13 protein-coding genes are annotated in these 14580 nt (G+C 65.3%); 2 read left to right on the top strand and 11 right to left on the bottom strand.

The features are described 5' to 3' along the window. Positions 1-60: 60 nt before the first annotated feature. Positions 61-1878, bottom strand: coding sequence for a DNA mismatch repair endonuclease MutL (mutL, locus tag J6525_RS17865; RefSeq protein WP_225645625.1), 1818 nt, complete (start codon positions 1876-1878; stop codon positions 61-63). Between the two features lie 233 nt (positions 1879-2111). Here mutL and J6525_RS17860 point away from each other — a divergent pair, with 233 nt between their 5' ends. Continuing rightward, positions 2112-2432 carry a ribbon-helix-helix domain-containing protein gene (locus tag J6525_RS17860; RefSeq protein ID WP_016848007.1) on the top strand — a complete coding sequence of 107 codons (321 nt, stop codon included), beginning with the start codon at positions 2112-2114 and terminating at the stop codon, positions 2430-2432. 306 nt (positions 2433-2738) lie between these two features. Here the strand turns inward: J6525_RS17860 and J6525_RS17855 are convergent, their stop codons facing one another. The 4 genes from J6525_RS17855 to J6525_RS17840 are packed head-to-tail and all read right to left on the bottom strand — an operon-like array spanning position 2739 to position 5644. Continuing rightward, positions 2739-4307, bottom strand: a complete 1569-nt coding sequence (locus J6525_RS17855) for a GMC family oxidoreductase (protein ID WP_225645624.1) — start codon at positions 4305-4307, stop codon at positions 2739-2741. Positions 4308-4324: 17 nt separating this feature from the next. Beyond that, the gene (locus tag J6525_RS17850; protein WP_225645623.1) at positions 4325-4873 is read right to left on the bottom strand and encodes a gluconate 2-dehydrogenase subunit 3 family protein; all 549 of its coding nucleotides are present in this window, start codon (positions 4871-4873) and stop codon (positions 4325-4327) included. A 54-nt stretch (positions 4874-4927) separates the two neighbouring features. Then, a complete protein-coding gene (locus J6525_RS17845; protein ID WP_225645622.1) occupies positions 4928-5323 on the bottom strand; it encodes a VOC family protein in 396 nt (131 codons plus the stop codon). After that, positions 5324-5644: a c-type cytochrome gene (locus tag J6525_RS17840; protein WP_225645687.1), complete on the bottom strand. Its 321-nt coding sequence runs from the start codon at positions 5642-5644 to the stop codon at positions 5324-5326. Between the two features lie 390 nt (positions 5645-6034). On the opposite strand from J6525_RS17840, the gene J6525_RS17835 reads away from it, so the two are divergent. Beyond that, positions 6035-6334, top strand: a complete 300-nt coding sequence (locus J6525_RS17835; RefSeq protein ID WP_225645621.1) for a hypothetical protein — start codon at positions 6035-6037, stop codon at positions 6332-6334. A 264-nt stretch (positions 6335-6598) separates the two neighbouring features. On the opposite strand, the gene arfB is transcribed toward J6525_RS17835, so the two are convergent. The 6 genes from arfB to ileS form a co-directional block, all read right to left on the bottom strand. Continuing rightward, positions 6599-7018: an alternative ribosome rescue aminoacyl-tRNA hydrolase ArfB gene (gene arfB / locus J6525_RS17830; protein ID WP_168856562.1), complete on the bottom strand. Its 420-nt coding sequence runs from the start codon at positions 7016-7018 to the stop codon at positions 6599-6601. Positions 7019-7209: 191 nt separating this feature from the next. Continuing rightward, positions 7210-8574 (bottom strand): M16 family metallopeptidase, encoded by a 1365-nt coding sequence (locus J6525_RS17825; protein ID WP_176937169.1) that lies wholly within the window; start codon positions 8572-8574, stop codon positions 7210-7212. Then, positions 8571-9962, bottom strand: a complete 1392-nt coding sequence (locus tag J6525_RS17820; RefSeq protein ID WP_176731370.1) for a M16 family metallopeptidase — start codon at positions 9960-9962, stop codon at positions 8571-8573. Before J6525_RS17820 ends, J6525_RS17825 begins: the two co-directional genes overlap by 4 nt. 152 nt (positions 9963-10114) lie before the next feature. Continuing rightward, positions 10115-10846: a hypothetical protein gene (locus J6525_RS17815; protein ID WP_225645620.1), complete on the bottom strand. Its 732-nt coding sequence runs from the start codon at positions 10844-10846 to the stop codon at positions 10115-10117. A 101-nt stretch (positions 10847-10947) separates the two neighbouring features. After that, positions 10948-11469 (bottom strand): signal peptidase II, encoded by a 522-nt coding sequence (gene lspA / locus J6525_RS17810; protein ID WP_092089066.1) that lies wholly within the window; start codon positions 11467-11469, stop codon positions 10948-10950. Then, complete coding sequence (ileS, locus tag J6525_RS17805) at positions 11442-14456, bottom strand: isoleucine--tRNA ligase (protein WP_092089064.1); 3015 nt, start codon at positions 14454-14456, stop codon at positions 11442-11444. Before ileS ends, lspA begins: the two co-directional genes overlap by 28 nt. Between the last annotated feature and the right edge of the window lie 124 nt (positions 14457-14580).

Genomic DNA, 14580 nt, shown 5'->3' with positions numbered 1-14580 from the left:
ACTTCCGGGCCGCGGGAGAGATGATGGGTTTCGCTGCGCTCTACCCATCCTACGAGATATTCATCTCCGCCCGAACAGCTTCTCGATATCGCTCAGCTTCAATTCGACATAGGTCGGGCGGCCGTGGTTGCACTGGCCGGAATTCGGCGTGTCCTCCATCTCGCGGAGTAGCGCGTTCATCTCTTCCGGCTTGAGGCGGCGGCCGGCGCGGACCGAGCCGTGGCAGGCCATGGTGGCGGCGACGTGCATCAGCCGGCGTTCCAGTGGCAGCGCCTCGTCCCACTCCGCCATGTGCTCGGCGAGGTCGCGCAACAGGCCCGCCGCATTGGCCTTGCCGAGCAGCGAGGGCGTCTCGCGCACCGCGACCGCGCCGGGGCCGAAGGATTCGATCGAGAGCCCGAATGACGCCAGCTCCTCGGCGCGATCGAGCAGCTTCTCGACAGTCGACTCATCGAGCTCGACGATCTCGGGGATCAAGAGGATCTGCCGCTGCACGCCGTTCTTCGCCAGAGAGGCCTTGAGCTTCTCATAGACGATGCGCTCATGCGCCGCGTGCTGGTCGACCACGATGAGGCCGTCGCGGGTCTGCGAGACGATGTAGGTCTCGTGGATCTGGGTGCGCGCGGCGCCGAGCGGCCGGTCGAGCAGGTCGGGCGCGGGCGCGGCCTCGAAGCGCACATCGGCGGTCGGCATGCCGACGTCGAAGGCGGCCTGTCCGGGCTCGGCGAAGGCGGGCGCCGCCGCGCCGTCGAATGCGCGCATCGGACCAACCGGATAGGACGGCGAGCCGCGCCAGTCCCAATTGCCCGGACGCGGCGGCGTGAAGGCCGGGCGGAAGGCCGAGAGCGCCGCGCCGTCGGCGGTATTGGCCGCGGTGCGCCTGCCCTCGCGCGCGAGACCTTCCTTCAAGGCGTGCACGATCAGCGCGCGGACCAGGCCGGCGTTGCGGAAGCGCACCTCGGTCTTGGCCGGATGCACATTGGCATCGACGCCCTCGGGGTCGCAGGTCACGAACAGCGCCACGACAGGATGGCGGTCGCGCGGCAGATAGTCGGAATAGGCCGCGCGCACCGCGCCGAGGATCAGCTTGTCGCGCACCGGGCGGCCGTTGACGAACAGATATTGCCCGAGCGCATTGGCGCGGGTCAGCGACGGCGCGGCGGCAAAGCCTTCGACCACGACGCCCTCGCGCTCGGCGCGCACCTCGATCGCGGAGCTGCGAAAATCCGCGCCCAGGATATCGCCGAGCCGGGTCAGCCGGCCGGCGGCGCCGGGCAACGCTGCGGCCCAGGTGACCGGCGCGCGCTCTTCGCCGGCCAGCGTGAAGGCGATGTCGGGGCGCGCCATGCCGAGGCGGCGCACCACCTCGCGGATCGCTTCCGCTTCGGTGCGGTCGGTCTTCAGGAACTTCAGCCGCGCCGGCGTCGCATAGAAGAGTTCATTGACCTCGACGCGGGTGCCCTGGCCGAGCGCGGCCGGCATGACCTCCGACTTCTCGCCGCCTTCGACCGACAGCGACCAGGCATGCGGCTCGCTGGCATGACGCGTGGTGATGCCGAGCTTTGCCACGGCGCCGATCGACGGTAGCGCCTCGCCGCGGAATCCGAGCGTACGGATGCGCAACAGGTCTTCGTCGTCGAGCTTGGAGGTGGCGTGCCGGTCGACCGCGAGCGCAAGGTCGGCGCGGGTCATGCCGCCGCCGTCGTCGGTGATGCCGATCCGGCGCCGCCCGCCGCCATCGGTGAAAACGTCGATCCGGCTGGCGCCGGCGTCGATCGCGTTCTCGACCAGTTCCTTGACCACGCTCGAGGGGCGTTCGACCACTTCGCCGGCAGCGATGCGGTTGACGAGCTGTTCGGGAAGCTGGCGGACGGGCATGGATTGGACGTTCGGAGGAGCGATTCGAGGCTGGCCATTACTATAAGTCGCCGCGCCGGCAAATGCATGGGACCGATCTGGCGGCCGCAAGCAGGTTGGGGATGAGTCCGGCCTATCGCCTTGAAGACGCTTGGCTTCGGCGGCCGGCGCGTTACGCCCTACGTCCCGATTGTGGGGCCGCGCGCACAGGTATATCGTTTAGAAAAATTATAAGTTCTCGCCGGAGGAACGCCATGTGCCATCTTTTCGCGCATCAGCCGCAACGCGACTATGAATCGCAGACCCGATCGTTGCGGATCGACGGCCATTGCACCTCGATCCGGCTGGAAATGTCGTTCTGGGATACGCTGGAGGAGATCGCGGCCAAGGAAGGCATGACGCTGGCCAAGTTCCTCACCACCCTGCACAACGAGGTGCTCGATCATCACGGCGAGGTGAACAATTTCGCGTCGCTGCTGCGCTGCTCCTGCCTGATCTACCGCGCCAAGGCGAACGCGCCGGCGGTCGTACCGGACTATCGCGGGGCGGCGGCGATCATGGATGCCGCGGAATAGATTTCGCACCGGTCCATCACGCAAAGAAGAAAGCGGCCTTGTCCAGTTGGGCAAGGCCGCTTCAGTGAGAGGGGAATTGTATTTTCTTGCTAAAGCGCAGTGGCGACCACGACGGCGCTGCGCTCCCTCGCCCCGTTCTTACGGGAGAGGGTTGGGGTGAGGGGCCGTCTCCGCGTATCCGGTGACAGCTGCGTTTGCGGAGACTCCCCCTCACCCGGAACGCATCTAACGATGCGCTCCGACCTCTCCCCGCACGCGGGGCGAGGTGAGGCGGAATCCGCGACTCGGTTCGAATGGTCGTCTGGTCTAGATCTCCTTGCGCTGCATCGCGCCGGCGATGTGGTCGGCCTGGCGGATCGCCAGCGACACGATCGTCAGCGTCGGGTTGCAGGCCGCTCCGCTCGTGAACTGGCTGCCGTCGGAGACGAACAGGTTCTTGATGTCGTGGGTCTGGCCGAACTTGTTGACCACGCCGTCGCGCGGCTTCTCGCTCATCCGGTTGGTGCCCATGTTGTGGGTCGAGGGATAGGGCGGCGTCGGATAGGTGACGGTGGCGCCGACCGCCTCATAGACCGCGGAGCCCTGCTTGTAGGCGTGATCGCGCATCGCAACGTCGTTCGGATGATCGTCGAAATGCACGCTGGCGACCGGCATGCCGAACTTGTCCTTGATCTTCGGATCGAGCGTGATGCGGTTGGTCTCCTGCGGCATGTCCTCGCCGACCAGCCACATGCCGGCCATCCGCGGATAGCCCTCGATCGCGCTGGTGAAGCTGCGTCCCCAGGCGCCGGGATTGAGGAACGCGGCCATGAAGGGCAGGCCGAGCGACAGCGTCTCCATCTCGTAGCCGCCGACGAAGCCGCGCTTCGGATCGTTCTTTGCCTCGTCGCGGATGATGCCGGCCATGGTGGTGCCGCGATACATGTGCACCGACTTCTCAAAGCTCGCATACACGCTGCCGGTCATGTGCCGCATGTAGTTGCGGCCGACCTGGCCGGATGAGTTGGCGAGCCCGTCCGGGAACATGCTGGACGCGCTGTTGAGCAACAGCCGCGGGCTCTCGATCGAGTTGCCGGCGACCGCGACGACGCGGGCCTTCTGGCGCTGCATTGCGCCCGTCGCATCGGCATAGACCACGCCGGTGACCCTGCCGGACTGGTCGTGCTCGATCTTGATCACCATGCTGCCGGGGCGCACTTCGAGATTGCCGGTGGCTTCGCCCTTCGGGATCTCGGTGTAGAGCGTCGACCATTTGGCGCCCGACTTACAGCCCTGGAAGCAGAAGCCGATCTGCTGGCAGGAGCCGCGGCCGTCGCGCGGCTCGCTGTTGATCGCCATCCGCCCGGTGTGCACCTCCTTGTAGCCGAGCTTCTTCGCGCCGGCCTCCATCACCTTGAAGTTATTGTTGCCGGGCAGCCCGGGGATGCCGTTGGTGCGGGTGACGCCCATCTTGTCCTCGGCCTTGGCGTACCACGGCTCCATCTCGGCGAGCGTGATCGGCCAGTCGATCAGGTTGGCGCCAGGAATGGCGCCATAGGCCGACTTGATCTTGAACTCGTGCTCGTCGAAGCGCAGCGAGGCGCCGGCCCAATGCGTGGTCGAGCCGCCGACGGCCTTCACGATCCAGGCCGGCAGGCCCGGAAAGTCCTGGTGGACGCGCCAGCTGCCCGAGGTCGAGCGCGCGTCGGACCAGGCGAGCTGGGTGAAGCTGTCCCACTCATCGTTGATGAAGTCCTGGTTCTCGATGCGCGGGCCAGCCTCCAGGATCACGACCTTGACGCCCTTCTGCGCCAGTTCATTGCCGAGCGTTCCGCCGCCGGCACCGGAGCCGACGATCACCACAACGCCGCTGTCATTCAGATCGAATTTTGCCATTGTTTCCTCCCGACCCGTTAGACCTTCGGCAGCCAGTCGATATCGGCGAAGCCGCGCTTGATGTAGCCGCCATGTTCGGCCGAGGAGCCCTCGTAGCCGAACCGCGGCCACACCTCCTTGTTGTTGTAGATGGAGACGATGAGGTCGCCGCGGATCTTCTGGAAGAACGCGCTTTGCTCGATCTGTTGCAGCAGCGCGACGCGATCGTTTTCCCAGGCGACTTGGACATAAGGCATCTTGTGGCGGTCGTTGGCCGCCTGATCGAGCCTCGTGGCGCCGTCATTGATCAGCGACTTGACCGCCGGATCCTTCGCGGCCTTCTCGTCATACGGCTTGACCGCTGCTATGTAGTAGCTGTCGCCGAGGAAATCGTGCGGATAGATATCGCGCGCCATCTTCAACAGCGTCTTCAGCGTGGCCGGCGTCAGCGTCGTGGCGCCTTCGGCCCACGCATCGGTGATACCGAGCCCCGTCGAGGTCGCAATCGCGACTGCGGGTGCGGTCACGGCCGCGCCTTTGAGAAAGACACGCCGGTCATATTTGCTGCGTCGATCGATTTCTCTCATGGGTTCCTCCGTCAATTTTTATTTGTGCAATTGCCTTGTTATTTCGAGCATGCTCTAGCCGAAGCGCCCGCCGCGCTGGATCACCTCGATCTTGTAGCCGTCGGGATCGGAGACGAAGAAGAAGCGCGCCAGCGTCTTGCCGTCGTGCTTGAAGTCGCGCAGCGGCCCCGGCGACAGTTTCTCCTGCTCGAAACGCGCGTGCTCAGCATCGACGTCATCGACGATGACGGCGAGATGGCCGTAGCCGTCGCCGAGCGTGTAGGGCTCCTTGCGATCGAAATTGACCGTGAGCTCGACCTCGAAGGGCGAGGAGGGATGGCGCAGATAGATCAGCGCGAAATCGGGAAATCTCAGATTGTCCACGATCTCGAGGCCAAACGCGCGCTGGTAGAAGTCGAGCGCTTTGGCCTCGTCGAGCACGCGGATCATCGAATGCACGGGTTTCGCCATTCAGTTCAGCTCCTTCAGATAGGCGATGATCATGGCGCGGGTTTCCGGCTTGGCCTGCCGGTAGGCCATCACGGCGCCCGGGATCACCTCCTGCGGATTGGTCAGCCAGGCATCGAGCCTGGCGTCGTCCCAGACGAAATCGGCCTTGCCGAAGCCCGCGGAATATTTGAAGCCGTCGGCCTTGCCGGCATGGCGGCCGACGATCCTGTAGAGCGACGGTCCTTGCCGGACGGCATCCGACATGTTGGTGGTGTGGCAGGTCGCGCATTGCTGCTTGAACAGCGTCGCCCCATCGGGTGGCTTGGCGGCGGGCAGGGGCATCTGCGCGCCGGCCATTTGCACTGCAAGCATTGCGCTGCAAAATCCCAGCCCCAACGTCCACCTTGCGCGCAGCTTTGTCATCTACATCACCGCCTCTGTGCGGTGACTGTAGGAGGCTGAAATCCGCCGTTGGTAGTAGCGGGCTGTTTCACAGCAGAACAAAGCTGGGCGGTGATCTGGCGCGGAACCGGTGGTTGCCGCATATGCGGACGACAATTTCGCAAAATGACCGCGAAATCCCTGCACGATCACCACACGACGCAGCTTGCATCTCGCGTGCGCCGTTTGCGGAAAATTCAGTCTTGCGCGATGGGGTTCAGGGTCGGCGCTGCAAACGGCGCACCACCTGCGCCGCTCCTCCATCGTCAATTAAAGTCCCAGGAGAAATGGATGACGTTTGCAAAAACCAGCGTGCTCGCCCTTGCCATCTCGGCCGCGATGGCCGGCCCCGTCCTGGCACAGGGAACGACCGCACCGGATACCCGCGGCGGTGCACCGAGCAGAGGTACCATGCAGCAGGGCGGCGGCATGTCCGGCAGCGGCGATGAGGAAATGACGGCGCAACCTGGCGCGCCGACGCAGAAGAGCGGTGCCGCCGCCAAGTCGGGCAGCAAGGGAACGGTCGGCAGCGGACGCACGGCACCGAAGTCGGGTGGTTCCGAGATGGCGCCCGCAACCAAGAAGTACTGAAGCACGAGGGCCTTCGCGGTTCTGATCAATCGGAACCAAGGCTCAGGCTTCCTGTTCTGACGCGTTCCTTCGCGCGAACCGACATCCGCTTCGCGCGAAGACGCTTCTGGTTACGCTGACCGGATCCCGGATGCAGTGCCGCGCGCGCTGCGTCCGGCGTTCCCTGGAGCATGATCCGGAAAAGTGGAAACCGGTTTTCCGAAAAGATCATGCTCGAACAAGGAGATGAGATCATGATGCGATTCCGTGGAAACGCATTATGATCTAATCGTCGAAACGACGCGCCCCGCGCCCCGCCTTGATGTCGCTGCGGCGTTTCTTGCCCTCGAGCCGGCGCTGCTTGGAGCCGAGCGTCGGCTTGGTCGGTCGCCGCGGTGTCGGCCGCACCATCGCCTCCCTCAACATCTCGAGCAGCCGCTCGATCGCATCGGCGCGATTGCGTTCCTGGGTGCGAAAGCGGAAGGCGTGGATCACGATCACGCCATCCTTGGTCATGCGGCTGCCGGCGAGCCGCGCCAGCCGCTGCGCGGCGTCCGCCGGCAACGCAATCTTGTTGGTATCGAAGCGAAGCTGCGCCGCGGTCGAGACCTTGTTGACATTCTGTCCGCCCGGGCCGGAGGCGCGGACAAAGACGATCTCAATGTCGTTCTCGTCGATCGTAAGGTCGCGGGACACCCGCAGCATGACATCACCCGTGGAGGGAAGAATCGGCAGGCCGCAGGATAGCGGGTTTGGGTCTGCTTGGGTGGTGTTGATGCAGTGGTCGTTACGTCGGCGTCCGAGTGCGCGGCTCCCCCTTCTCCCCCCTTGCGGGGGTCCGAGGCGAGCGTAGCTCGCTCTCGGGGTTGAGAGGAAAGGTGGCGCGCCGAAGCGCGTCAGTTCGCCTTCGGCGGCGCCGACACCGGCTGCGCCGCGGCCTGCGGGGCGCGGCCGACGATTGCGGTGAGCAGGCCGTTGCCCCAGAGCTTTTTGGCGACCCGCTTGGCATCGTCGAGCGTCACCGCATCGACGATGGCGTTGCGTTTCTCGATGTAATCGATCGGCAGCTTGTCGAGCTGGTATTGCAGCATCGCCTGCGCGAGCTTGGAGGAGGTGTCGAGCGCCAGCATCTGCGAGCCCTTCAGGTAGGACTTCGCCTCGTCGAGCTCCTTCTGCGTCGGACCTTCCTCGGCAATGCGGCGGACTTCCGCTTCGATCGCATCGACGGTCTCGCCGGCGCGATCGGCGCGGGTGCCGGTGTTGCCGATGAACAGCGCGGAGTGATCCATCCAGACCAGCGCTTCATAGATCGAGTAGGCCAGCCCGCGCTTCTCGCGCACTTCCTTGTAGAGCCGCGACGACAGCCCGCCGCCGCCGAGAATGTGGTTCACCACATAGGCCGCCATGAAGTCCGGGTCATGCCGGTTAATGCCGGGGCCGCCGAAGGTGACGACGGTCTGCGGCACGTCGAGCGGGACGAAGGCGCGCTGCGGCGGCCGGGTCGCCACGACGTCGGGGACGGGCGTCAATTCGGCTTTCGCCGGCAGGCCGCCAAAGGTCTTGTCCAGCAACTTGCCGAGCGTATCGGGATCGACGTCGCCGACCACGGCAACGCGCAGCGTATCCTTGGCGATGATGCGGCGGGTATAGTCCTTGAGATCCGGGATCTGGATGGTCGGCACGCTGTCGAGCGTGCCGGTGGCCGTCCTGGCATAGGGATGATCGCCGAAGGCGAGCTCGAGGAACTTGCGGCCGGCCAGCGAGGACGGATTGGTCGATTCGCGGCGCAGATTGGCGATCACCTGGGCGCGGATCCGTTCGACGTCCTTCGGCTCGAAGTGCGGCGAGGTCAGCGCCATCCGCAACAGGTCGTAGGCTTCGTCCTTGTTGTCCTTGAGCATGCGCAGCGAGCCGCGGAATTGATCGCGGTTCGACTGGAAGCTGAGCTCGATGGCGCGGCGCTCGAGCCGCTCATGATAGGTTTTGGAATCGAGATCGCCGGAACCCTCGTCGAGCAGGTCGGCGACCAGATTGCCGACGCCGGGCTTGCCGGGCGGGTCCTGGCTGGCGCCGCCGCTGAAGGCATATTCCATTGCGATCAGCGGCACGGTCGCATCCTGCACGAACCACGCCTCGATGCCGCCCGGCGACACCAGCCGCTGGATCTTGGCCGCGGCCTGCGAGGGCGCCGACGTCAGCGTCAACAGCGCGGCGCAGGCGCCGCCGATCAGCGCCGCACGGCGGGTGAGGGAATAGATCACGAGCGCTTCTCCTCGCGTTTCGGCGCAGTATCCTTGATCAGATAGCCGGTCACCGACCGCTTCTTGTCGAGCCAGCTGGCGGCAGCAGTGCGCACCTGCTCGGCGGTGACGGCGCGAATGCGATCCGGCCAGCTGCGGATATCCTCGATGCTGAGCCCGGTGGTCAGTGCGCCGCCATACCAGCGTGCCAGTGTCGCCTGGTTGTCCTGGGCGTAGATCGCCTCCGCGATGAGCTGGGTCTTGACCCGTTCGAGATCCTCGGCGCGCGCCGGGTTCTGCGCAAGATCGGCGATCACCTTGTCGATCGCGTCCTCGATCTGCGCGAACTCGACGCCGGGTTTCGGCGTCACCGAGATCGAGAATTGCGACGGATCGAGCGAGGTGCCCTGGTAGCCGGCGCCGGCCGAGATCGCGAGGCCCTTGTCGATCACCAGCGAGCGATAGAGATAGGAGTTGGCGCCGCCGCCCATCAACTGCGCGAGCACATCGAGCGCCTGGCTCTCGCCCGCTGCCGCCGTCGTCGCCGACGGCACCAGGTAATAGCGGCGCAGGCTCGGCTGTTCGACGCGCGGATCCGACAGCGTCACGGTGCGCGGCGCGGCAGGTGTCGGCTCCTGCGGCCTGACCCGCTTCTCGGGGATCGCATGCTGCGCCGGGATCGGGCCGAAATTCTTCTCGACCAGCGGGCGGATATCCTTGACGTCGACGTCGCCGGCGATGACCAGGATCGCGTTGTTCGGCGCGTAGAAGCGCCGGTAGAAGGCCAGCGCATCCTCGCGGTCGAGCTTCTCGATCTCCTGGTGCCAGCCGATCACCGGCCGGCCATAGGGATGGTTGAGATAAAGCGCGGCCATGATCTGCTCGGCCAGCCGTGCATCCGGGTTGTTGGCAACCCGCATGTTGAACTCCTCCAGCACGACGTCGCGCTCGGGCAGCACGTTCTCGTCCTTGAGGATCAGGCCGGTCATGCGGTCGGCCTCGAACTCCATCATGGTGGGCAGCTGCTCGCGCGGCACGCGCTGGAAGTAGCCGGTGTAGTCGACCGAGGTGAAGGCGTTCTCATTGCCGCCGACGCGCAGCACGGTCTGCGAGAACTCGCCGGCCGGATGCTTGGCGGTGCCCTTGAACATCAGATGCTCGAGGAAATGCGCGAGGCCCGATTTGCCGGGCGTCTCGTCGGCCGAGCCGACCTTGTACCAGATCATCTGCGTGACCACCGGCGTGCGGTGGTCGGGGATCACCACGACCTGCAGGCCGTTGTCGAGCGTGAAGCTGGCGGGGCGTTCCGAGGTGACGGTGGTCTGGGCGCGGAGGCTGGCACCCGGCAGCGGGATGGTGGAAACGAATGCGGCAGCGAACAGGGCGATCGATCGGCGAGAGCGCATCATGATCCTTATGAAAGCCCGGACCCACGGCCGGGGCGCGAAAGCAAGCCATCGTACACGGTCGTTCCCGTGCCGATGGTCACGAAGCGGAGAGACACCCGCCGCCCCGCATTAAGCTTTGCTCATGTCAGCCTTCGCCCGCGCAGGCCAAGCGATCACTGCACCGGTTTTCCGGTCATGACGTCGTATTGGCCTTCTTTCGCCATCGGCGCCTGCGGGCCGGTGCCGTAGGCATAGCCCGCGGACGGCGTCTGGTAGCCGGGCGGCGGCTCGGTCAGAGAATCGCGCGTCGGCTCGCCCTTGAACGGTTTGGACTCGCTGCTATTCCCCTTGAACATGCCGAGCAGGCCGCCGGTGTAACCGAGCTGGCTCGGCATCAGCGATGGATTGGTGCTCACGCCGGGCTCCAGGGGCTCCTTGCGCCCATCGGTGGCCGTCTGCTGCTTGCGGCCCGCCTCGATCTCGGCCGGCGTCAACGCCACCGCCGACTGCCACGGCTCCTTCTTGACTTCCTTCTTGCGCGCCGCGATCGCAGCCTTGCGCGCCGCGAGATCAGGGTCCTTAGGCCAGTTCGGCGCGTTGACCTGGGCGGTCGATGCCGGCGGGGGCAAATCCAGCTTCGGCGGCACCACCAGCGGCGAGCGCTCGCGGTAGTCGATGCCCTTGCTGGCCGCGCTCTTGGCGCCGAGCCCGGTCATCAGATTGTCGACGATCCGCTCTTCGAAGGTCAGGCCGTCGTCGCCGTCATCCTCATCGTCGCCGGCGCGCACCGGGCCGGCCGTCATGACAAGGCCGATCCCGGCTGCGACGAACGCCAGGCGCAGGCCGCGCATCAGCGACAGCCGGGACGTCTCGATCAGGTAACCGCGGGCTTTGGTGTTGCGCATTGCGCCATTCCCATCTCAAAATTCGCCAAAGCGATCACTGGCTTAGGCACAGTTCCGCTTGATACAGGTGTGGGCCGCTGACCGGCTCGTATCGGCCGGGATCAGGGCGCTTTTACGGCGGGGGTCCCCACCACGGAATCATACAATAGGGCTGCCACGCCAGCAACGATGGCTACATCGGCAAGGTTGAAGATGTACCAATTGAAGGTTTTTCCCCCGATCTCGGCATGAAGCAGGGCAAAATCGACCACCGCGCCATAGGCGAAGCGGTCGATGCCGTTCCCGATGGCACCGCCGATGATCAGGCCGAGCGACACCGTCGCGAGCCAGGTCCGCGACCGCGCCATCCAGATCGCCAGCGCGATCACGGCCGCGGCCTTGATCACCATCAGCAGGATCTGGGCCGCCGGGGTCTCGCTCTGGAACCAGCCGAAACTGATCCCTGGATTCCAGGCGAGCACCAGGTCGAAGAACGGCGTCACCCGCACCGGGGCGTGATGCACGATGTCGAGGACGTGGAGCAGCCAGAGCTTGGAGGCCTGGTCGGCGATCAGGGTGATCACCGCCGCAAGCACACCGGCGCGCACGGGCGAGCTCAAGCCGTGACCTCCAGCGCCTTCCATTCGCGCAGCGCTTGCGCGTCGCGCGGCGAGACGTCGGGATATTCGCCGTCCTCGCCCACCGTCGGCAGGATCTTCCACGAACGGGCGCATTTGGTGCCGACCGCCTTCTCGACCACGACCGCAACGCCAGGCACGGCATCGAGGCGGAAAGCTGTGGCCGGCGCCTCGCCCTCGCGCACCTCGTAGTTCGAGGTGATGCAGACTTCGGCGAGATCGATGTCGAACAGCGTGGCCAGCATCTCCCTGTCAGCGACGTAGATCACCGGCGATGCCTCGAGCGAGGAGCCGATCCGCTTGGCGGCGCGTTCGAGTTCGAGCGCGCCGGTGACGACGCGGCGGACGTTGCGGACCGTCTCCCACTTCGCGGCAAGCGCGTCGTCTTGGAACTGCTCGAGACCTTCGGGGAACAGCGTCAGATGCACCGAAGGCTCGGCGTTCGGCCGATACATCCGCCAGGCTTCGTCGGTGGTGAAGCTCAGGATCGGCGCCAGCCATTTCAGGATCGCGTCGCAGAGCAGATCGATCGTGGTCAGCGCCGCCTTGCGCGCCACCGAGGACGGCGGATCGCAATACAGCGTGTCCTTGCGGATGTCGAAGTAGAACGCCGACAGCTCGGAGTTCATGAAGGCCGCGAGGCTTGCGACCACGGTCTTGTAGTCGAAGTCGGCATAGGCCTTGCGGATGGTCTCGGTGTGGCCGGCGAGCTCGTGCAGCATCAGCCGCTCGAGTTCGGGCATCTCGGCAAAGGCGACCTTCTCGCTCGGCTTGAAATGATGCAGCGTGCCGAGCATCCAGCGGATCGAGTTGCGCAGCTTGCGGTAGGTCTCGATGGTGTTCTTGAGGATCTCCGGGCCGATGCGCTGGTCGTCGGCATAGTCGGTGGCGCAGACCCACAGGCGCAGGATGTCCGCGCCGGAATCCTTGATCACCTTCTGCGGCTCGACGGTGTTGCCGAGCGACTTCGACATCTTGCGGCCGTTCTCGTCGAGCGTGAAGCCGTGGGTCAGCACGATGTCATAAGGCGCGCGGCCGCGCGTGCCGGCGCTTTCCAGCAGCGACGAGTGGAACCAGCCGCGATGCTGGTCGCTGCCTTCGAGATACATCACGGTGTCGTTGCCGCCGTCGACCTTGCGGACGATGTTGCCGAGCTGCGGGAAGTTCTGGCGGTCTTCCAGCACGAAGGCATGCGTAGAGCCGGAATCGAACCAGACGTCGCAGATGTCGTCGACCTTCTTCCAGTTCTCGGACGCGCGGCTGCCAAGGAAGCGCTCGCGGGCGCCGGCCATGTACCAGGCGTCGGCGCCTTCCTCCATGAACGCCTCGGTGATGCGCTGGTTGACGACCTCGTCCTGCAGGATCTCGGCCGAGCCGTCGCTGTTCTCGCGCACGAACACGGCAATCGGCACGCCCCAGGCGCGCTGGCGCGAGATCACCCAGTCGGGACGGTTGGCGATCATGCCGTTGATGCGGTTCTCGCCCGCCGGCGGCACCCATTGCGTGACCGAGATCGCGTGCAGCGCGCGGGCGCGCAGCGTGTCGCCTTTCCTGGCATGGCCGTTCTCGGCGATGGGCTTGTCCATCGCGATGAACCATTGCGGCGTGTTGCGGAAGATCACCGGCTTCTTGGAGCGCCAGGAGTGCGGATACTGGTGCTTGAGGCGGCCGCGCGCGAGCAGCCTGCCGGCCTCGATCAGCGCCTTGATCACGGCCTCGTTGGCATCGCCCTTCTCGCCCTTGTCGTTGAGCACGCGTTTGCCGGTGAAGCCCGGAGCGTGATCGGTGAAGGCGCCGTTTTCATCTACCGTATAGGGAATCGAAGTCTTGATGCCGCGCGCATCGAGCTCGCGGGTGTTGGCCGTCCAGACGTCGAAGTCCTCGCGGCCGTGGCTCGGCGCGGTGTGCACGAAGCCGGTGCCGGTGTCGTCGGTGACATGCTCGCCGGCGAGCAGCGGCACGATGAATTCGTAGCCGCCACCGAAGCCGCGCAGCGGATGGGCGCATTCCACGGCGTCCAGCGTGTCGCCGGGAATATCGCGGACCTTCTCATAGGACGTGACGCGCGCCTGCTTGAACACTTCGGCGGCAAGAGCGTCGGCCAGGATCAGGAGATCGCCGGTCTTCGCCCAATTGTCCGCCGGCGCATCCGTCACCTTGTAGAGGCCATAGGCGATCTTCGGCGAGAACGAGATGGCGCGGTTGCCGGGCAGCGTCCACGGCGTGGTGGTCCAGATCACGACCGAGGCATTGGCCAGCGCGCCATGCGCCGGCGAGGTGACCGGGAATTTCACCCACACCATGTCGGAGGTGTAGTCCTCGTATTCGACCTCGGCTTCGGCAAGCGCGGTCTTCTCGACCACGCTCCACATCACCGGCTTCGAGCCGCGATAGAGCGTGCCGTTGGCCGCGAACTTCATCAGCTCGCGGGCGATCTGGGCTTCGGCCGGATAGCTCATCGTCTGGTAGGGATGATCCCAGTCGCCAATGATGCCGAGCCGCTTGAACTCCTCGCGCTGCACGTTGATCCAGTGCGTCGCATAGGCACGGCATTCCCTGCGGAACGCGACCATCGCCGCCGAGTCGCGGAAATCGGGCTTCTGCTTGCCCTTGGAGCGGTAGTTCTCCTCCTCGATCTTCCATTCGATCGGCAGGCCGTGGCAGTCCCAGCCCGGCACGTAGTTGGAGTCGAAGCCGAGCATCTGCTGGCTCTTGGTCACGACGTCCTTGAGGATCTTGTTCAGCGCGTGCCCGATATGGATGTTGCCGTTGGCGTAGGGCGGGCCGTCATGCAGCACGAATTTGGCGCGCCCCTCGGCTTCCCGGCGGAGCTTGTCGTAGAGGCCGATGTCGTTCCAGTATTTCAGGATTTCCGGCTCGCGCTGGGGCAGGCCGGCGCGCATCGGGAAATCCGTCTGCGGCAGGTAAAGGGTCTTGGAATAGTCCCTAACGTCAGTCTTTTGGGCGTCGGTCTTTTGCGGCTTGTCGGACATGAAAGCTCTGATTTGGCAGGTGCGGGCGCGGATACGCGATCAATCGCGGGTGAAACGGCGAAGTCCCGGTCTTGCGCCGAGCCTTCAGGCTCAGGCGGAAGCCGGGCAGCTAATCCGTATGATG

Origin of the sequence: Bradyrhizobium australafricanum, from assembly GCF_020329495.1 — a bacterium.
Taxonomy (GTDB): Bacteria; Pseudomonadota; Alphaproteobacteria; order Rhizobiales; family Xanthobacteraceae; genus Bradyrhizobium; species Bradyrhizobium australafricanum.
Note: the sequence above shows the minus strand (reverse complement) of the source record. Positions and strands in the feature narration are given on the sequence as shown.